At 69.3% G+C, this 14,321-nt stretch carries 33 protein-coding genes and 1 tRNA gene; 4 read left to right on the top strand and 30 right to left on the bottom strand.

Annotated features, from left to right (window positions below; genetic code table 11):
* Positions 1-5: 5 nt before the first annotated feature.
* The 28 genes from ACZCAH_RS10535 to ACZCAH_RS10400 form a co-directional block, all read right to left on the bottom strand.
* Complete coding sequence (locus ACZCAH_RS10535; RefSeq protein WP_464341030.1) at positions 6-377, bottom strand: hypothetical protein; 372 nt, start codon at positions 375-377, stop codon at positions 6-8.
* Positions 378-555: 178 nt separating this feature from the next.
* A complete protein-coding gene (locus tag ACZCAH_RS10530; protein ID WP_464341029.1) occupies positions 556-813 on the bottom strand; it encodes a hypothetical protein in 258 nt (85 codons plus the stop codon).
* On the bottom strand, positions 803-1,105 hold the full coding sequence (locus ACZCAH_RS10525) for a hypothetical protein (protein ID WP_464341028.1): 303 nt from the start codon (positions 1,103-1,105) through the stop codon (positions 803-805). The genes ACZCAH_RS10530 and ACZCAH_RS10525 overlap by 11 nt, the downstream gene beginning before the upstream one ends.
* The gene (locus ACZCAH_RS10520) at positions 1,102-1,257 is read right to left on the bottom strand and encodes a hypothetical protein (RefSeq protein ID WP_464341027.1); all 156 of its coding nucleotides are present in this window, start codon (positions 1,255-1,257) and stop codon (positions 1,102-1,104) included. Before ACZCAH_RS10520 ends, ACZCAH_RS10525 begins: the two co-directional genes overlap by 4 nt.
* A complete protein-coding gene (locus ACZCAH_RS10515; RefSeq protein WP_464341026.1) occupies positions 1,254-1,385 on the bottom strand; it encodes a hypothetical protein in 132 nt (43 codons plus the stop codon). Before ACZCAH_RS10515 ends, ACZCAH_RS10520 begins: the two co-directional genes overlap by 4 nt.
* The gene (locus ACZCAH_RS10510; protein WP_464341025.1) at positions 1,382-1,810 is read right to left on the bottom strand and encodes a hypothetical protein; all 429 of its coding nucleotides are present in this window, start codon (positions 1,808-1,810) and stop codon (positions 1,382-1,384) included. Before ACZCAH_RS10510 ends, ACZCAH_RS10515 begins: the two co-directional genes overlap by 4 nt.
* Positions 1,807-2,199 (bottom strand): hypothetical protein, encoded by a 393-nt coding sequence (locus ACZCAH_RS10505; protein ID WP_464341024.1) that lies wholly within the window; start codon positions 2,197-2,199, stop codon positions 1,807-1,809. Before ACZCAH_RS10505 ends, ACZCAH_RS10510 begins: the two co-directional genes overlap by 4 nt.
* A 109-nt stretch (positions 2,200-2,308) precedes the next feature.
* On the bottom strand, positions 2,309-2,701 hold the full coding sequence (locus ACZCAH_RS10500) for a hypothetical protein (protein ID WP_464341023.1): 393 nt from the start codon (positions 2,699-2,701) through the stop codon (positions 2,309-2,311).
* Complete coding sequence (locus ACZCAH_RS10495; RefSeq protein ID WP_464341022.1) at positions 2,698-3,126, bottom strand: hypothetical protein; 429 nt, start codon at positions 3,124-3,126, stop codon at positions 2,698-2,700. Before ACZCAH_RS10495 ends, ACZCAH_RS10500 begins: the two co-directional genes overlap by 4 nt.
* Before the next feature lie 323 nt (positions 3,127-3,449).
* Positions 3,450-3,740 carry a hypothetical protein gene (locus tag ACZCAH_RS10490; RefSeq protein ID WP_464341021.1) on the bottom strand — a complete coding sequence of 97 codons (291 nt, stop codon included), beginning with the start codon at positions 3,738-3,740 and terminating at the stop codon, positions 3,450-3,452.
* The gene (locus ACZCAH_RS10485; protein ID WP_464341020.1) at positions 3,737-4,111 is read right to left on the bottom strand and encodes a hypothetical protein; all 375 of its coding nucleotides are present in this window, start codon (positions 4,109-4,111) and stop codon (positions 3,737-3,739) included. Before ACZCAH_RS10485 ends, ACZCAH_RS10490 begins: the two co-directional genes overlap by 4 nt.
* A 141-nt stretch (positions 4,112-4,252) precedes the next feature.
* The gene (locus tag ACZCAH_RS10480) at positions 4,253-4,747 is read right to left on the bottom strand and encodes a single-stranded DNA-binding protein (protein ID WP_464341019.1); all 495 of its coding nucleotides are present in this window, start codon (positions 4,745-4,747) and stop codon (positions 4,253-4,255) included.
* 2 nt (positions 4,748-4,749) lie between these two features.
* Positions 4,750-4,950, bottom strand: a complete 201-nt coding sequence (locus tag ACZCAH_RS10475) for a hypothetical protein (protein WP_464341018.1) — start codon at positions 4,948-4,950, stop codon at positions 4,750-4,752.
* Positions 4,947-5,303, bottom strand: a complete 357-nt coding sequence (locus tag ACZCAH_RS10470; RefSeq protein WP_464341017.1) for an HNH endonuclease — start codon at positions 5,301-5,303, stop codon at positions 4,947-4,949. The genes ACZCAH_RS10475 and ACZCAH_RS10470 overlap by 4 nt, the downstream gene beginning before the upstream one ends.
* Positions 5,300-5,647 (bottom strand): hypothetical protein, encoded by a 348-nt coding sequence (locus tag ACZCAH_RS10465; protein WP_464341016.1) that lies wholly within the window; start codon positions 5,645-5,647, stop codon positions 5,300-5,302. Before ACZCAH_RS10465 ends, ACZCAH_RS10470 begins: the two co-directional genes overlap by 4 nt.
* Complete coding sequence (locus tag ACZCAH_RS10460; RefSeq protein ID WP_464341015.1) at positions 5,644-6,114, bottom strand: hypothetical protein; 471 nt, start codon at positions 6,112-6,114, stop codon at positions 5,644-5,646. The genes ACZCAH_RS10465 and ACZCAH_RS10460 overlap by 4 nt, the downstream gene beginning before the upstream one ends.
* Positions 6,111-6,929 carry a Rad52/Rad22 family DNA repair protein gene (locus ACZCAH_RS10455; protein WP_464341014.1) on the bottom strand — a complete coding sequence of 273 codons (819 nt, stop codon included), beginning with the start codon at positions 6,927-6,929 and terminating at the stop codon, positions 6,111-6,113. The genes ACZCAH_RS10460 and ACZCAH_RS10455 overlap by 4 nt, the downstream gene beginning before the upstream one ends.
* On the bottom strand, positions 6,875-7,432 hold the full coding sequence (locus tag ACZCAH_RS10450) for an HNH endonuclease signature motif containing protein (protein ID WP_464341013.1): 558 nt from the start codon (positions 7,430-7,432) through the stop codon (positions 6,875-6,877). Before ACZCAH_RS10450 ends, ACZCAH_RS10455 begins: the two co-directional genes overlap by 55 nt.
* Entirely contained in the window at positions 7,429-8,238 is an 810-nt protein-coding gene (locus ACZCAH_RS10445) for a PD-(D/E)XK nuclease-like domain-containing protein (RefSeq protein ID WP_464341012.1), read from the bottom strand. Before ACZCAH_RS10445 ends, ACZCAH_RS10450 begins: the two co-directional genes overlap by 4 nt.
* Positions 8,235-8,483, bottom strand: a complete 249-nt coding sequence (locus ACZCAH_RS10440) for a hypothetical protein (RefSeq protein WP_464341011.1) — start codon at positions 8,481-8,483, stop codon at positions 8,235-8,237. The genes ACZCAH_RS10445 and ACZCAH_RS10440 overlap by 4 nt, the downstream gene beginning before the upstream one ends.
* Complete coding sequence (locus ACZCAH_RS10435) at positions 8,480-8,671, bottom strand: hypothetical protein (RefSeq protein ID WP_464341010.1); 192 nt, start codon at positions 8,669-8,671, stop codon at positions 8,480-8,482. The genes ACZCAH_RS10440 and ACZCAH_RS10435 overlap by 4 nt, the downstream gene beginning before the upstream one ends.
* A 109-nt stretch (positions 8,672-8,780) precedes the next feature.
* A complete protein-coding gene (locus tag ACZCAH_RS10430) occupies positions 8,781-9,005 on the bottom strand; it encodes a helix-turn-helix domain-containing protein (RefSeq protein WP_464341009.1) in 225 nt (74 codons plus the stop codon).
* Positions 8,998-9,351, bottom strand: coding sequence for a hypothetical protein (locus tag ACZCAH_RS10425; RefSeq protein WP_464341008.1), 354 nt, complete (start codon positions 9,349-9,351; stop codon positions 8,998-9,000). The genes ACZCAH_RS10430 and ACZCAH_RS10425 overlap by 8 nt, the downstream gene beginning before the upstream one ends.
* Positions 9,348-9,476: a hypothetical protein gene (locus ACZCAH_RS10420; protein WP_464341007.1), complete on the bottom strand. Its 129-nt coding sequence runs from the start codon at positions 9,474-9,476 to the stop codon at positions 9,348-9,350. The genes ACZCAH_RS10425 and ACZCAH_RS10420 overlap by 4 nt, the downstream gene beginning before the upstream one ends.
* Positions 9,477-9,542: 66 nt before the next feature.
* Complete coding sequence (locus tag ACZCAH_RS10415; RefSeq protein ID WP_464341006.1) at positions 9,543-9,851, bottom strand: hypothetical protein; 309 nt, start codon at positions 9,849-9,851, stop codon at positions 9,543-9,545.
* A gap of 23 nt (positions 9,852-9,874) precedes the next feature.
* A complete protein-coding gene (locus ACZCAH_RS10410; RefSeq protein WP_464341005.1) occupies positions 9,875-9,997 on the bottom strand; it encodes a hypothetical protein in 123 nt (40 codons plus the stop codon).
* Positions 9,994-10,200, bottom strand: coding sequence for a hypothetical protein (locus ACZCAH_RS10405; RefSeq protein WP_464341004.1), 207 nt, complete (start codon positions 10,198-10,200; stop codon positions 9,994-9,996). Before ACZCAH_RS10405 ends, ACZCAH_RS10410 begins: the two co-directional genes overlap by 4 nt.
* Positions 10,201-10,260: 60 nt before the next feature.
* A complete protein-coding gene (locus ACZCAH_RS10400) occupies positions 10,261-10,518 on the bottom strand; it encodes a helix-turn-helix domain-containing protein (RefSeq protein WP_464341003.1) in 258 nt (85 codons plus the stop codon).
* Between the two features lie 186 nt (positions 10,519-10,704).
* Here ACZCAH_RS10400 and ACZCAH_RS10395 point away from each other — a divergent pair, with 186 nt between their 5' ends.
* The 4 genes from ACZCAH_RS10395 to ACZCAH_RS10380 all read left to right on the top strand — a co-directional run bounded on the left by ACZCAH_RS10395 (position 10,705) and on the right by ACZCAH_RS10380 (position 12,250).
* Positions 10,705-11,187 (top strand): hypothetical protein, encoded by a 483-nt coding sequence (locus ACZCAH_RS10395; RefSeq protein WP_464341002.1) that lies wholly within the window; start codon positions 10,705-10,707, stop codon positions 11,185-11,187.
* Positions 11,162-11,611 carry an ImmA/IrrE family metallo-endopeptidase gene (locus ACZCAH_RS10390; RefSeq protein WP_464341001.1) on the top strand — a complete coding sequence of 150 codons (450 nt, stop codon included), beginning with the start codon at positions 11,162-11,164 and terminating at the stop codon, positions 11,609-11,611. The genes ACZCAH_RS10395 and ACZCAH_RS10390 overlap by 26 nt, the downstream gene beginning before the upstream one ends.
* A gap of 41 nt (positions 11,612-11,652) precedes the next feature.
* Positions 11,653-11,916 carry a TM2 domain-containing protein gene (locus ACZCAH_RS10385; protein ID WP_464341000.1) on the top strand — a complete coding sequence of 88 codons (264 nt, stop codon included), beginning with the start codon at positions 11,653-11,655 and terminating at the stop codon, positions 11,914-11,916.
* Between the two features lie 260 nt (positions 11,917-12,176).
* Positions 12,177-12,250: transfer RNA gene (locus ACZCAH_RS10380), tRNA-Asp, on the top strand.
* Positions 12,251-12,485: 235 nt separating this feature from the next.
* Here the strand turns inward: ACZCAH_RS10380 and ACZCAH_RS10375 are convergent.
* Together ACZCAH_RS10375 and ACZCAH_RS10370 are read right to left on the bottom strand one after the other, a co-directional pair.
* Positions 12,486-13,169, bottom strand: a complete 684-nt coding sequence (locus tag ACZCAH_RS10375) for a response regulator transcription factor (protein WP_329748908.1) — start codon at positions 13,167-13,169, stop codon at positions 12,486-12,488.
* The gene (locus ACZCAH_RS10370) at positions 13,151-14,287 is read right to left on the bottom strand and encodes a sensor histidine kinase (RefSeq protein ID WP_464340999.1); all 1,137 of its coding nucleotides are present in this window, start codon (positions 14,285-14,287) and stop codon (positions 13,151-13,153) included. Before ACZCAH_RS10370 ends, ACZCAH_RS10375 begins: the two co-directional genes overlap by 19 nt.
* Positions 14,288-14,321: the final 34 nt, after the last annotated feature.

Genomic DNA, 14,321 nt, shown 5'->3' with positions numbered 1-14,321 from the left:
GCCTCCTATTCGTCGTAGGTGGGGTGGTCGGCTCCGAGGAGCCATGCGAGGTCGGCGAGGGTCATATGGACCCATTGGTCGGCGGGGTTTGTGGTGCCGCGGCGCTTCGCCACGACCACACCGATGCGGGCGTCGTCGTTCATCGCCTCGAGGTGGGCCTCACGGATCCAGCCGGCGAGATCGGTGCGGGCGGTGTCCTTGAGCTCGAGGACGACGCGCTCACCCCGGTGGCGGACACCGCCGATGTCGCCTCGGTCTTTCGCGCCGGTCTTCACGCGGCGGTCGATGCGGTCGTCGAGGTGTTGGGCGAGCCAGTCGGCGATCTGTCTCTCGAAGCGGGCGCCGGCTGCGCGGGCGGACTTGTTGGTGCGGGGCACGTGTTCTCCTTTGGTGGAGGTCATGTCTCGGGAAACGAGAAGCCCCGCCACCACAAGGGGTGACGGGGCTGTGAGGGGTGCGGGGGTCAGTTGTCCAGTGCGCGGCGGATGCTGTGGGTCCAGACCTCGGGGTTGCCGTGGAGCAGTGCTCGTAGCTGGTCTCGGGTGGGCTGCACGGTCACGTGGCCTCCTCGGGGTGGTGCTCGGCGATGTAGAGACGGACCCCGGACGGGCCGATCACGCCCCACTTTCGTCCCGGGTCGTCGAGGTGGGTGGCCAGACCCTTCAGCGCGCTCCTCTCGGCGTCTCGGCGGACACGGGTGAGGAAACGATCGAACTCGGCGTCCGGCTCTGGCCCGGGAAAGTCGAGCGTTTCGTAGGAGACGTATCGGTCGCGGACATGCTCTTCGCTCGGCGTGTACTGGTCACTGCTCATCGGGTGTCTCCTCTCGGTAGGGGCTGAACGATTCGAGCTGCGCCAGGGAGTAGTAGCCGGTCTCGTCCAGCAGTGCCGCTCCCTGGACCCAGGCGGCGTGCTGAGCGGCCCGCACGGTGGGGAGGACAGCGGCGGCGCGGAGCATGTACGCGATGCGCTCGTCCGTCGGCTCTGAGCCGCCCATGTCGTCCCACGCCATGTCGCGCCAGGCGGCGGACATATGCAGGTTGTCGTGGTCCCACAGGTCGCGTGCGATGCGCTCGGTCAGCGCGTCAGTGTCGGTGGTGGTCATCGGGTCGGCCCTTCCTCATGTGAGCGGCCTCGCGCCGCATCCCACCCGGCGATGAACGCCTGGTGCGCGGCGGTCATGTGCTCGGAGGCCACTCCGTACGCCTTGCGGTAGTCGGCCCACTCACAGGCGCGATCCATCTCGTCTTCGGTCATCGCTTCTCCTCGTCTCGTCGGTTGCCGCCGTAGCAGTTGTCGCAGACCTCGCGCTCGATCCCACCGACCCGGAAGTCCAGCACATCGTTCAGGCGACTGGTGAAGCGCCCGCAGGTGTCGCACCTCATCGCTTCTCCTCGTCTCGTCGGGCGGCACGGGCGGAGTCGAGCGCCTTGATCGTGGGGCAGGGATGGGCGACGTGCCCGACCCCGCGCTCCGAGAAGTAGGTGTCTGCCTCGTCGGCCAAGCGCCAGCACTCGGTGCACACGAGGAACGGCACTGTGGGGCACTCGTCCTCGTGGTCGCACTCCTCAATGGAGCAGTCCCCGGTGACGACCTGCTCCTCGCGGGGCGTGTGCAGCTCGCGGACGGCCCGCTCGCCGTCGGTCGGTTCCTGCGCGGCGAGGTGGGTTCGCGCCCACTCGGCACCTTTCTCGAAGCCTGCGGGGAACCACGCACGGATGTCGGCAGAAGCGCCAGCGACTTCGAGCATGGCGGCGATGCGTGCCTGTCCTTCTGCGCGTGCGGCCTCGGTGAAGGGGTCGGCGGTCATCGCGCACCGTCCTCGGGGACGACACGGACCCGGCCCGTCGCGAGGAGCGCGTCTGCGAGGTCGCCGCAGTCCCACTCGCCCACGTCGGCGGCCGCGATGAGGCGGGCCAGTTCCTCGGCTCCTTCGGGGCGCTTCGGGGGCTCGGTCAGCGCGGCGATGAGTGCGCGGTACAGGCTGGGGCGGTCCGAGCCCGGGTATGCCGCCTGTGCTCGCGTCAACATCTCGTCGGTGATGTCCTCGGCGGTGAGGGGGCGGGGCTCGGGGAGGATGACCCCGTTGTGGATGTCGCACGCCCGCATCTCGGCGCGCATGTCCTCGACGGCCCTCTCGGCCTTCTCCGCGCGTTCGGCCCAGTACGCGATCGTTCGATCAGGGCTGTGCTTGGTCATTCGGGGGCTCCTTCGGTGGTGAGGTCTTCCAGGTCGGGCGGGAGGGTGAGGCCACGATGCGTCGCGGTGAACTCCCCCGTGATCGCGGGGACGTGACCGGTGCAGCCGCTCATGCCGCCTCCCCCGAATCGCCGCAGTCCGGGCCTTCGTCGTCCCGCGGCATCCAGTGCACGACCCCCGGCCCCGCCGTCCGCGGGTGCGCGTGACGAGTCCCGGACTCATGCAGCCACGGGGCGGGATCCGTGGTCTCCGGGTCATCCTCGGAGTCGTCCCCGGAGTCGTCGACGTCCTCCAGGTGCGCCTGGAACATCTCCCCGATGGACCGCTCGGGACCGCCGGCGGATGCCTGAGAGTCCATCTCCTCACCGCAGGTGCAGCGGACCCAGGACTCGCCGGGCTGCTCAAGGGTCTGAGCGGATCCGCCCGACGCCTCGACCTCATGGCCAGGCGCAGACGGGTACACGGGAGCATCGGGGTAATCATCGGACGGGTCGTAGCTCATTGCTGGTCTCCTTCCAGGAGGTCGAACAGATCGGTCTGTCGGGGGTCGTTCTCAGGGGGCAGGGGCTCCACGGGGCGGACAGGCACCTGCCCGCCCGGGTAGAGGACGTGCGCGATATCCCGGAACCGGGGCCAGTAGTGTTCGGGGGAGCGCCAGCGTCGGAACCGCACCGTCTCGTCGCCGGAGACGGGGTGTCCCTCGGACTCGGGGTGCTCCGCGTAGTACGCGAGGACAGGCACCAGGGATCGGGTCTCGTCCGGCGGGATCCCGTACCCGGAGAAGCGGGAGCGGAGGACTGCGTCCGGGTGCGGGTGCGCGGGCGGTTCCCGATGCCCCGTGGTCCGGTCCTCGGTGTCCGGGACGGGTGTGTACAGGTGCACTGCGCCCGTCGCGTCACGCAGACGCTCACGGTCGACGATCGCCATTCAGGCCACCACCCGGAGCCGAGCCGCGAGCGTGTTCCGCCCGTACTTCACGAGCGTCCGTTCCGCCGTCGCGACCGACCATCCGACGCGCTCCGCAGCCCGCTCCGGGTACTCACCAGCGGACAGCAGGAACTCGAGGTCTTCGATTCGGTCCGCGACCTTCCCTTTCGCTGGCGGGCGGGTCGGGTCATCGACCGGGGCAGGCCGCGCCTGCGGGAGCCCCGCCCTTGCGCGCAGTGCACGGTCGTAGGCAGTGTTCGCGGCCCGGCACTCATCGCATCGGCATCCCCGCTGGTATCGGGGCCGGGTCCCATGCTCGGCGGTCATGCGGCGGCCCTCACCGGGACGGAGAGGATGTCCTCAGCGATATAGCGGGACGTGAAGAGCCACTTCCCACTGCGGATCCCGTACAGGGTGTTGCGGTGGTAGCCGAGCGCGACTGCCAGGTCCTTGATCTGCCACCCGTCCGCGACGAGCGCGTCCAGATGCTCGCGCGCCGCCGTCGTCGGGACGGACAGGGGCTCCGGGCTCGAGGGCTTCTTCGCCTCCTGCACGAGGGTGCAGAGATTGCAGACGCAGCCGCGGCTGATCATCGGGGCGGTGCCGTGGATCATGCCGCGAGCCTCGGAGGCATGTCGGAGAGGTCCGCGACCAGCGCCCGGGTGCCTTGCTTCCTCGCCTTGAATGTCATGCCAGAGGCGGGGATGCCGAGTCCGGCATAGTCGAGGAACCGGGTGGCCAAGAACCGCTTGGAAGGGTTCTTGCCGCCGGTCCGGAACGCGTTCGGATCGTCCGGTGACGCCGCGGTGAGTCGGATCAGGTACTGGTCGGGGTCCCATTCGATGATCACGGCGACGGGGTAACCGATCATCGCGTGCGCAGCCTTGGAGATCGTGATGAATCCCTTCCGGTCGACGCCGATCGTGGGCTGGCTGGTGCGTCCGGCGGCGTTCGCCGCGGGTCGGACGAAGGTCTGGAATGCCATGGGGGTGGTTCCTTTCGGTGGGGGAGTTGCCCGGTGCGGGTCTAGGCCGTGAGCCGATCAGGGGTCGGCATCACCGGGCATGAGGAGAGGCCCCCGCCGTGGTGGCAGGGGCCTCTGCGTCATGCGGTTGTTACTGGCGGGTCAGAACGGCGGATCCTGGTCGAACCCGCCCTGGTTCCCGCCACCGGCCCACGGATCGCCCGCGGGCTCCTGGTAGGGGGCCGACTGAGACTGCGGGGCACCCTGCGGGGCACGCCCCCCACCCTGGCGACGGTCGACCTTCGACGGCTTCGCGACCGCGTACCGGAGGGACGGCCCGATCTCGTCGACCTGGAGCTCGACGCTGGTCCTCTGGTTCCCGTCCTTGTCCGTGTAGGAGCGCTGGACAAGGCGGCCCTGCGCGATGACGCGGGATCCCTTCTCGAGCGACTCGGCCACGTTCTCCGCGGCGTCTCGCCAGATCGACGAGCGGAGGAACAGCGCCTCGCCGTCCACCCACTCGTTCCGCTGCTTGTCGAACGTGCGAGGCGTCGACGCGATGGTGAAGCTAGCGACCGCGTGCCCCGACTGGGTGAAGCGGAGCTCCGGGTCGGCGGTCAGGTTGCCGATCACGGTGATGGTGGTGTCGTTTGCCATGGTCAGTTGGTCTCCTCGATGAGCCGGTAGCCCGTGCTCGTAGGCTTGAAACGGGTGAGCTTGACGCTCGTCTGGACGGTGCCCCAGTCCACGCGCGCGTGGGTGTCGTTCACGTCGATGACTCGGCCAGTGCGGTGACCGGACCGCTTGTCGTTGTCCCTCCACACCTGGCCGGCCTTGACGCCGTGCGGGTTGGTGGTCATCCGATCTCCTTCATGGGGGTGGTGGCGGTGATCCCGCCGTGGTTGTCGAGCAGCACCCACCCGGATTGGGTGAGCACAGGGGTGTCCTCTGGGGTGAGGACTCCGAGGCGCGGAACCATGCGGCCCTGCGCGTACGCGGCGGAGGGGTGGCCGTGGATCAGGCCATGACAGCCCCGGACCCCGTCACCGCACACGGTGAGGAGGTTCGCGAGCCGGTGCGGGTCCGGGCCGCCCCTGCCCTGCCGGTGGTGGACGGACTCCGCGGTCCGCCCGCAGACGACACAGCGTCCCCGATCCCGTTCCCAGGCTCGGAGCCGCTGCCGTTGGTAGTAGCCGGCCGACTTCGTCTTCACGTCGCCTGCCCGACCGGTTCCGCGGCGAACTCAGCCCGCCGCGCCGCGGAGATTGACCGTCCGATCTCGAGCCGGTCCCGGAGCACACGGATCCGCTCGCGCGCGGCACGGTGGACCTGGTCCGCGGCCTCCGCCGCGACCCGCAAATCCTCCACCTCGAGGACCGCGTGCTGCTTCCGGTCCTCGATCGAGCCCTGCCCGCCGATGTACGCGCGGGCGTACGCCTTCCGGTGCTCCGACCACGCGATCACGCACGCCTGGTCTAGGCGGGCGATCTCGGTCGAGAGGGCGTCGAGCTCGCGGCCGATCCGGGAGAGCTCGAGGACGATGTCCGTCGTGCTCACGCCAGCTCCTCGATCATGGATGGGATGACCAGCAGGGAGCGGCGCGACAGGTGGTAGGCCACCCGATAGCCGGGCCCGAAGCTCCACGAGACGAACGTGGCGCCCTCCTCGTAGTCGTAGACGACCTCGCCGTCCTGCACCTGCACCTTCTGCGTGACGATCCCCGACAAGGGGAAGGTCATCTCGGTGAAGTGCGGGGCCGGGTGGTGGCGGTGCCGGGTGCTGATCCAGCCGGTGCCCCAGCGGTAGGAGTCGTGCTGGATCGAGGCCGGTAGCCACAGCCGGAACCGATGCGAGTACGCGCCGGAGTTGCGGTGGACCGCCAGCCGCGCCTTGTCGGTGATGATGGTCGGCAGGTACGCCCACTCCTCCGACAGGGCGAGCACCTGCTTCGCGGAGAGCTCCCCGCGGACCAGGTAGTCGGTGATCGTGACGGGCTGGCCGAGGACGATGTCCGTCGTGCTCACGCGGCCTCACCGCTACTCGCGATCAGCGCCGCCTTCCGGGCCTTCACCGCGTCCTGAAACCCGCGCACGCCCACGACAGCGCCGCGCTGCTGCGCGTCCCGCCACAGGGCCTGCAACGCGTCCAGGTCGTTCTGCGCGCCGACCGAGTCGAGCCACGCCCGCTGGTCGTCATCGGAGAACCGCGGGGGAGCGAACGACTCCGCCGACACCCCCTGCTCGGGCCGCACCGGGTTCGGCGTCGGCTCGGTCTCATCCGTGACCGCGACATCATCCGGCGCGGCAGGCTTCTCCGCCCCGACCAGAGTTCCGCCGACGAACGCGCCAGTCGACCCGTTGTTGTACAGCGACAGCCCGAACTGGTCCCCGAGGTGGATCGCGCACCGCTTGAGCGCGTAGGACGCGGCGGACTTCATCGCCATGTCGTGCGCGTCGGCGAGCTTGTTCACCGGGTAGTTCGTCGCGCCGGCGGCGGCGTACTCCGTGTACGTCGCGAGCGTCGCACCTTCCGGGGTGCGGACAGTGAGGCGGACACCGGCCCGGTATCCGACCGACACCGCCTCAGCACCGGACCGAGACTTCCCGGGCCGCTCGTACATCAGGTCGAGCTGGAACACTTCGGAGTCGTAGTTCCCGAACCCGAACACGCGGGTCAGGTGCGCCTTGATGTCGTGGGCCTCCATGTAGGAGTTCCCTTCCCGCTTGCGGACGCGGGTGCCGTTGACCGGCTTGAGCAGCTGGTCGATCTGTGCGGCCGTGAGTGTCATGCCGTCGCTCCTCCCATCTTCTTCGCCCTTCGCCCGGCGCGCTGCTTGCACACGCTCGAGCAGAACCGCGCCCACGGCCTGTGGGCGGTGTACGAGGCCCCGCACTCATCGCAGGACCGTTCTTCGCTCCACTGCCCCTTCCTTGGGGGCACGTAGGCGACGCCTTCCCGGCGTCGCCGACGCTCCTTGCACGCGGGGGAGCACCAGCGCGCCCAGGGGCGCGGAGAATGGAACCTGCCCCCGCACTCCTCACAGACGAACTCATCGGAGGTGAGTTCGGCTCCGTGGAGGGTCGCGTGCTCTGCCGCCGACAGCAGCGTCAGGTTCGTGATGCTGTTGTTCAGCGGGTCGTGGTCGATGTGGTGGACGTGCATACCGCCCGGAATCGGCCCGTGCGCGTACTCGTAGATGTCACGGTGCAGGTATGTGCGCGGTGCGGTGGTCGCCATGTAGTAGGACCGGCGATGCCACGACTCGTGGTCGGGGAATCGCCGGTACTTCCTGCCCCTCCACCGGACCTCGTCGGTCCCGGGGAGTCGCCGCTGGCCGGTCATCTCGCCCACCTCGGCAGGCCGACCTTGTGGACCTGGGTCTCGTCCATCAGCCCGGGCCAGTCGTCCGCCTCGACGCACCGTGCGTACAGGGCGAGGGCGCGGTCCACTTCCTGGTGGCTGTACTCGAGCAGTTCGTCGTCGGGCTCGTAGACGAGAACCTCGTGGGGCTCGTTCTTCGAGACGACGACCCACACCGGCGGGATGTCAATCCCGTTCAGACGCAGGATCCGCTGGTAGTACGCGGACTGGAAGCCGTAGTGGCGGTTCCAGACGATCTTCTCGAAGTCGGCGCGGTAGATCCCGCCGGCGGCGGTCTTGAGGTCGACGAAGGACTGCGACCTGATCCAGTCGATCCTCCCGCGCATGAGCACGCCGCTGATCGGGTCCGTTGCATAGACGGACACCTCGGGCTCGCCCTGCGACAGGACCGACGCCGCGAGAGGGTTCGCGAAGATCGCGTCCCGCATCGCCTCCGCCGCCTCGATGTCCTTCCGAAGGATCGGGGTGCGGCCCGCGGCACGGGACTCGTCCCGCTCCGCCTGCGCGGCCTTCGTCCGGTACGAGTCGTGCTCGAGCACGTCGTAGTCGCCGACGCCGAGGGTGAGGGCGTGCACGACGGATCCCATGTCGTAGGCGTCCTTGTGCACGGGGTGGTCCATCGCCCAGCGGTAGGCGCGCGGCCCCTCGTGCAGGAGGGTCTTCGCGCCTGTGCTGGACAGCGACCCGGCGTCCCGGTGGTAGTCGGCCTCGGCGATGTCGGGGTGCAGCCCCGCCGTCGGGAGGGCCCGGTCGATCGTGGCGGTCATGCCGCCACCGCCCCGGCCGTGACGACGACGAGCAGCAGCTCGACACCGTCCTGCACCACACTCGCGTGATGATGGACGGAACCCGACTCGGCCAGGTGCGACTCCCACGACACCCCAGACAGCGGGCGACCGTAGAGCTGGATCCTCACCAGTCCGGCGACGTCCAGGGAGAGCACGTCCTCGGGGTCGATGCGGCGGGCGGTCAGGAACCTCTGCGCGGCCGCGACCTTCTCCATGTAGCTCATGGCTTCTTCCTCCTCTTGCGTTGGTTGTCGATCTGGCCGGGGATGAACCGTGACGGGTCCCCGAACCGGTAGTGGTCTGCGTGGGCGCGGTCCTCCCGGATACGGCGGGCGCGGGCCAGTTCCTCCACGTCCTCGGTGGAGCGGCGCTCGATCGCGTCCCACAGCGCGGCGAGTACGGGATCGCTCATCGCCGCCCCCACGCGGAGGGGAGGATCAGGGCACAGAACCCGACCGCACCGACCAGGACGACCAGGCCGGCCAGGTTGGAAAGCGCGTCGAGAGTGGCGATGAAGACGCTCATGCGGCCCGCCCCCGTCGCTGCTGGGCGGTCGACCGGGCATTCCGCGGGGCGAGAAGAGACGTGTGGTCACCCTTCACCGCGTCCAGCGACTCGACCGGGATCCGCCACGAACGGCCGATCTTGTACGCCCCCGGGAACCGGGCGCACTTCGCGTAGATCGCGACCGTCCCCGGAGTCAGCTTGAGCTCGGCCGCCGCCTCATGAGTCGTCAGATCAGACATGCGGGGTCACCTCCCACACCGTCGACGCGTACCCCGACGGCATCTCCACGAACAGGGCCGTGCCCCGCTCGACGTGCCGACGGACCTTCGCGGCCTGGACCAGCTCCGCGCGCGCCGTCCGGAGCCGCTGCCCTGACTTCGGGGCCATGTAGCCGCGGCGCACGTACTCGTCATGGATCGCCTCGATCCCGCGATCGTGGAGGGGGCCGTGCGCTTCGAGGATCAGGAGTACGTCCTCCTTCGCGGTCGACCGGTGTGCTGCTGCTGTCGCGGCGTGCGAGGTGTGCGGATCTTGGGTGCGGGCGAGCCCGGCTTGCATCTGATCGAAGATCGGGGTGGTGGTCACTGCTCCTCCTCATGGACGTAGATGTCGGATGCGAGACGCTCCGCGGTGTCGGACTCGACCTGGTCGACGTGGGCCTGCATCGCGACGAGCCAGGGCGGGAGAGTCGGGGGCTGGGTGGTGGTCATGGGGTGCCTCCTGGGCAAGAGAAGAGCCCCCGCCGGGATGGCGAGGGCTCGAGAGGGTGGAGTCGGTCAGAGTGCGGCGAGAAGAGCGGCGCGGAGAGCCTCGCGGATTCGCTCGGCCCCCTGCTCCATCTCCTGGCGCGCGTACTCCTCGGCGCGCTCCCGAGTGATCCCCGGGATGACAGCGAGGTTCTCCGCGGCCAGGAAGGCGAGAAGGGCTGCGTCCAAGCGCTGCTCGGTCGACTGGGTGGGGAAGTTCTCGTCCAGCTCGGCGCGGAGGCGCGTCACAGCCGCTTCCTTGCCGACGATTCGAGCACGGGGGAAGAACTCATCGACAGCGGTCGAAACTCGCTGCCATGCGTTGATGTCGGCGGGCATGTGATCGCCTCCTCGGCGGTGGGTCAGGACTGGTGGTCGGCGTACCCCGGGCGCGGTGCCCAGAACAGGACGCCGGGCGGGGCGTAGTGGCGGTGGGCGTAGCGGTTGCCGTTCTCGTGCAACCACGGCTGCGGGTCGGGGATCATGCGGCGGACTCGATGTTTCTGACAGCGGTGACTGCTGTCGGATCGGATGAGATGCCGAGGACGCGGAGCGCGGCGTAGAAGTCGTGCTCGGTCTGCATCCGCTCGGCGCGGTGAGCGAGGGTGCGGGCGATCTTCTTGACCTGCCCGCGAGAGAGGGACGGGGCGGCAGCGGCGATGCGCTTCTCAAACCCGGTCGTGGACATGAGTCCTCCTGGGGGAAACGGCGTCGGCGAACCAACGCGCGGGGTACTGCGGGGGATGGGTCAGGCTGCCGAATCAGCGATCAGCACGTCGCGCACGAAGACGTCGCCTGGCTCGATGCGGAGCGCGTTCTCGATCGCCACTGCGGTGTCGATGTTGCACGTCTTCCGGGCTCCCGATCGGAGGTTCCCGACCGTGCCCTTCGCGACCCGGGCGATCCGCGCGAGGTCGGCGTTCGTCCAGCGTCCGTGCTTCATGAGGATGTCCAGAGTGCGGGCGTTGCATCGGATGACGTCCCGGCGGGTGGTGCTGGTGTCCATGTGTCCCTCCTTCCTGTGGTGCTGAGTGCTGACTCAAAGATAAGCACTGTGACCGCTCCGGTCAAGCCCGGCGGGCGAGAAAGTTACCGTTGACGTGCTGACCTGGAATAACACCGATGTTATTTGTGACCCCGCGGGTCACGTCTAGGATTGCGTCATCCCTGCCCAGACGTCGAAAGTGTGCCCATGACAGGACTGTCCGACGAGCTGAACCGGCTCAACACCGAAGGGTGGTCCAACCGAGACATCGAGAGGATCGCCGAGCGCCATGGGCACAAGCTCCACAACTCCACCGTCAGCAACTACCTGGCCGGCCGACACGCCGCGCCCACGGCCCGCGTGCTCGAGGCATTCGCCGCAGTCTTCGGCGTCGACGTCAACACGCTCCGCCGGGCAGCGGGAATGCCGGGGGTGGGAGAGCCCCTCGACCTCGGCCCCGAGTCCGGCCGCCTCACCGGCCCTCAGCGTGAAGCGATCCGCCACGTCGTCCGCGTCATGCTCGAGCAGAACGACGCGCTGGCGGATCGCCCTCAGCGAGATGGCTCAACAACTCGCCTGTCAGACGCCCGTCTGAAACTCGTCTCCGATGACGTGCCCGACCTCCACGGGCTCGCATGGGCAGCAGACGAGGAGCACCCAGGAGATGACCCCGGCGAGGACGACGACTGACCTGATCCTCCACGCCGAGGACATGGGCGCCCGCGTCGTCTGGGCGCTCGACCTCCCCGAACGGGGCCGCACCTACCCCCACCTCGGAGTGATCGTCATCCGTCACGGCATGACCGAGCGGCGCACCGTGTCCACGCTCGGGCACGAGCTGGCCCACATGCACTACGGCGACACCCTCTGCACGCCCTCCGCCAATCGGAGGGCGTGGCGGTGGGCGGCCCGCCTCCTCATCCCCGATGATGAGTACGCCGACGCAGAGGCCCACCACCCCTCCCCGGGCGCGATCGCCCTCCACCTCGGCGTCACGGTCGACATCATCCACGCCTACCAGGAGACCGCTAGACCATGGACCAGAAGTGCGCCGCACCTGACTGCTGGAACACCGCCGTCACGAACGGGTACTGCCGCCGGCATGTCGACCTGATCCCCGCCCCTCCAGCACTCAGCGCCCCGGCGTCGGAGGCGGTGCGGATCGCTTCGGCGCAGTCCGAGGCTCAGGCTCGGGCGAAGTCCGTGACCGCCGCCGTGCTGCTGGGCGTTTTCGTCGGCTACCTGGGCGTTGACCGGTTCTACGCCGGTCAGCCGGGTCTGGGCGTCGCGAAGCTCCTCACGTGTGGGGGAGCGGGCTTGTGGTGGATCGTGGACTGGTTCCTGATCGGCGGGGCGATCGAGCGGGCGAACCAGGTGGCGGCCGCCGATGCGTTCCGTCGCCGCGGCCTCACGTACTGACCGTGTTGACCAGGCAACACCATCAACCGCGTTGATGCAGGTCAGCGCATCATCAACCAGCAACCCCACATCACCCCGAAAACGAGTGTTGCCCCAGGTCAGGCCACGAAAAGACCCCCAAACTGTCACGGGTTCGAATCCCGTTGGGGGTACTGCTCTGCGGAGATGCGAGGCGGCTCACAGCCAAAGTGGTCGTGACCGCCAGGAAGCTCCGGTAGAGTTATCCGAGTCGAAAGGCCGAGAGGCAGATCGACGAGATTGGCCCTGTAGCTCAGTTGGTTAGAGTGCCGCCCTGTCACGGCGGAGGTCGCCGGTTCAAGCCCGGTCAGGGTCGCCCCCAGAGGAAGCCCCGGAACATCGTTCCGGGGCTTCTCGCATTCCCGGGCGCGGGAGCGCCGTCCCCGCGCAGCCCCCGCGGCCGTTACCGGTGAGTCATGTGCAGCTGTGTTCCGTGGAGGGAACACAGGCGCACATGACCGGCGGGTAACGCGAGGTGATGTCGGGTGGGGTGGGGATGGAGGGCGGCCCGGGCGCGGGAGGCCCCGGGGGCAGCCCCCCGCCCCTGCGGGTCACTCCGGGGCGGCGTCGAGGTCGCTGAGGCCGGCCTCGTGGGCGATGATCGCGATCTGCACCCGGTTGGTCGCATCGAGCTTCGCGAAGATCTTCGAGACGTGCGCCTTCACGGTCGCCTCGCTCATGAACAGCCGCATGCCGATCTGCGCATTCGACAGGCCTGCGCCGACCGCGCCGAGCACCTCGGTCTCCCGCTCGGTGAGCAGCTCCAGCCCGGGATGACGATCCTGGCGGCTGCCGGGGTTCGCCTCGGAGAAGTGGGTGAGCATCCGCCGCGTCACGGCGGGGGAGAGCATCGCGTCCCCGCCGGCGACCACGTGCACGGCACGGGCGAGGTCCTGCGGCGGGGTGTCCTTGAGGAGGAAGCCGCTGGCCCCCGCCTCGAGCGCCTGGAAGACGTACTCGTCCATGTCGAAGGTGGTCAGCATGATGATCTTCGGTGGGTTCGTCAGGGCGCTCACCGCCCGGGTCGCGGCGATGCCGTCGAGCTTGGGCATGCGCACGTCCATCAGCAGCACGTCGGGGCGGTGCTTGTGCACGAGCTCCACGGCCTCGGCGCCGTCGGACCCCTGCCCGACCACCTCGATGCCGGGATCGGCCCCGAGGATCATGGCGAGGCCCGCTCTCACCAGGGAGTCGTCATCGATCAGTCCCACCCGGGTCACGGTGCCGTCGGCCATGGGATCACCGCCTTCACTTCGAATCGTCCGTCATCGGTGGGGCCGGACGTGAACGTCCCGCCCGCATGGGTCACCCTGGTCTCGATGCCCGACAGCCCCATCCGCGCCCCCGGCAGATCCGTGGTGAACCCCTTGGGGAGCACATTACTGATCTCGACGACCAGGTCGGTGCCGGGCTCGCCGATCAGCGCCACCCGCGCCCGGGTGTGCAGGGCGTGCTTATGGATGTTGGTCAGCCCCTCCTGCACCACCCGGTAGACCGTGCGGGCGAGCGGATCGGGGACCGGGTCGTCGATGAAGTCGAAGAGGTCCACCGAGATCCCGGCCTCCTGCGAGGTGACGACCAGGCGCCGCACGTCCTCCCAGGTGGGCTGCGGGGCGAGCGGCGCCTCCTCGCCGTCGCCGCGGAGCACCCCCAGCACCTCCCGCAGCTCGGAGAGGGCGGTCGTGGCCGTCTCCCGGATGAGCGCTGCGGACTGCTGGACCTGCTCGCGGTCGAGCGAGGGGTTCACCTCGAGCGCCCCCGCCTGCAGGGCGACCAGGGAGATCTTGTGCGCGACGATGTCGTGCATCTCGCGGGCGATGCGCGTGCGCTCGGCCCGGCGGGCCTGGTCCTGGGCGACGGCCTGCCCCGACTCGGCCTGCTCTGCGCGCTGGCGCAGCTGGGCCAGGAGCATGCGCCGCGTCGCGGTGTACATGCCGGTCGCGGCCGAGGCGGCGACGATCAGCACGGTGAGCGCGGCCCCCGTGGCGCCGACGAGCCGGTCGTCGCCGAGCTCGGTCCAGGAGAGCGGGGCGAGCCCGGAGAGGGCCGCGAGCACGGCCACGAGGAAGGTGGTCAGGCGGCGCGGTGAGCGGGTCGCGTAGGCGTAGGTGACGATCACCAGCAGCACGAAGGACCACGCAAAGGCGTTGAGCACCAGCAGGAGCGGGAGCAGCCACTGCCAGTGCCGGTGCCGCCACAGCAGGGCCACCCCGCCCACGCCGATCGCCGCGGACTGCAGCAGCCCGACCCACGAGCCGGCGAGCAGCGCGGAGATCACCGTCTCGGCGAGCACGGCGACGAGCAGGAGCACCTCCTGCCAGCGTCTGCGCTCCGGCGCCCCGAGTTCGTCCACGTCCGTCAGCCTAGCGGCGCTCACCTGCGCCGAT

The organism is Brachybacterium sp. B718/18 (assembly GCF_055454375.1).
The sequence above is the reverse complement of the archived record's forward strand: the minus strand, read 5'-3'. Positions and strand labels throughout refer to the sequence as shown.

What these genes read in the sequence shown, in the direction of transcription:
- ACZCAH_RS10530 (WP_464341029.1), bottom strand. Translation starts at nt 813, where the DNA reads ATGAGCAGTGACCAGTACACGCCGAGCGAAGAGCATGTCCGCGACCGA.
- ACZCAH_RS10525 (WP_464341028.1), bottom strand. Translation starts at nt 1,105, where the DNA reads ATGACCACCACCGACACTGACGCGCTGACCGAGCGCATCGCACGCGAC.
- ACZCAH_RS10520 (WP_464341027.1), bottom strand. Translation starts at nt 1,257, where the DNA reads ATGACCGAAGACGAGATGGATCGCGCCTGTGAGTGGGCCGACTACCGC.
- ACZCAH_RS10515 (WP_464341026.1), bottom strand. Translation starts at nt 1,385, where the DNA reads ATGAGGTGCGACACCTGCGGGCGCTTCACCAGTCGCCTGAACGATGTG.
- ACZCAH_RS10510 (WP_464341025.1), bottom strand. Translation starts at nt 1,810, where the DNA reads ATGACCGCCGACCCCTTCACCGAGGCCGCACGCGCAGAAGGACAGGCA.
- ACZCAH_RS10505 (WP_464341024.1), bottom strand. Translation starts at nt 2,199, where the DNA reads ATGACCAAGCACAGCCCTGATCGAACGATCGCGTACTGGGCCGAACGC.
- ACZCAH_RS10500 (WP_464341023.1), bottom strand. Translation starts at nt 2,701, where the DNA reads ATGAGCTACGACCCGTCCGATGATTACCCCGATGCTCCCGTGTACCCG.
- ACZCAH_RS10495 (WP_464341022.1), bottom strand. Translation starts at nt 3,126, where the DNA reads ATGGCGATCGTCGACCGTGAGCGTCTGCGTGACGCGACGGGCGCAGTG.
- ACZCAH_RS10490 (WP_464341021.1), bottom strand. Translation starts at nt 3,740, where the DNA reads ATGATCCACGGCACCGCCCCGATGATCAGCCGCGGCTGCGTCTGCAAT.
- ACZCAH_RS10485 (WP_464341020.1), bottom strand. Translation starts at nt 4,111, where the DNA reads ATGGCATTCCAGACCTTCGTCCGACCCGCGGCGAACGCCGCCGGACGC.
- ACZCAH_RS10480 (WP_464341019.1), bottom strand. Translation starts at nt 4,747, where the DNA reads ATGGCAAACGACACCACCATCACCGTGATCGGCAACCTGACCGCCGAC.
- ACZCAH_RS10475 (WP_464341018.1), bottom strand. Translation starts at nt 4,950, where the DNA reads ATGACCACCAACCCGCACGGCGTCAAGGCCGGCCAGGTGTGGAGGGAC.
- ACZCAH_RS10450 (WP_464341013.1), bottom strand. Translation starts at nt 7,432, where the DNA reads ATGACCGGCCAGCGGCGACTCCCCGGGACCGACGAGGTCCGGTGGAGG.
- ACZCAH_RS10445 (WP_464341012.1), bottom strand. Translation starts at nt 8,238, where the DNA reads ATGACCGCCACGATCGACCGGGCCCTCCCGACGGCGGGGCTGCACCCC.
- ACZCAH_RS10440 (WP_464341011.1), bottom strand. Translation starts at nt 8,483, where the DNA reads ATGAGCTACATGGAGAAGGTCGCGGCCGCGCAGAGGTTCCTGACCGCC.
- ACZCAH_RS10435 (WP_464341010.1), bottom strand. Translation starts at nt 8,671, where the DNA reads ATGAGCGATCCCGTACTCGCCGCGCTGTGGGACGCGATCGAGCGCCGC.
- ACZCAH_RS10430 (WP_464341009.1), bottom strand. Translation starts at nt 9,005, where the DNA reads ATGTCTGATCTGACGACTCATGAGGCGGCGGCCGAGCTCAAGCTGACT.
- ACZCAH_RS10420 (WP_464341007.1), bottom strand. Translation starts at nt 9,476, where the DNA reads ATGACCACCACCCAGCCCCCGACTCTCCCGCCCTGGCTCGTCGCGATG.
- ACZCAH_RS10415 (WP_464341006.1), bottom strand. Translation starts at nt 9,851, where the DNA reads ATGCCCGCCGACATCAACGCATGGCAGCGAGTTTCGACCGCTGTCGAT.
- ACZCAH_RS10410 (WP_464341005.1), bottom strand. Translation starts at nt 9,997, where the DNA reads ATGATCCCCGACCCGCAGCCGTGGTTGCACGAGAACGGCAACCGCTAC.
- ACZCAH_RS10405 (WP_464341004.1), bottom strand. Translation starts at nt 10,200, where the DNA reads ATGTCCACGACCGGGTTTGAGAAGCGCATCGCCGCTGCCGCCCCGTCC.
- ACZCAH_RS10400 (WP_464341003.1), bottom strand. Translation starts at nt 10,518, where the DNA reads ATGGACACCAGCACCACCCGCCGGGACGTCATCCGATGCAACGCCCGC.
- ACZCAH_RS10395 (WP_464341002.1), top strand. Translation starts at nt 10,705, where the DNA reads ATGACAGGACTGTCCGACGAGCTGAACCGGCTCAACACCGAAGGGTGG.
- ACZCAH_RS10390 (WP_464341001.1), top strand. Translation starts at nt 11,162, where the DNA reads ATGACCCCGGCGAGGACGACGACTGACCTGATCCTCCACGCCGAGGAC.
- ACZCAH_RS10375 (WP_329748908.1), bottom strand. Translation starts at nt 13,169, where the DNA reads ATGGCCGACGGCACCGTGACCCGGGTGGGACTGATCGATGACGACTCC.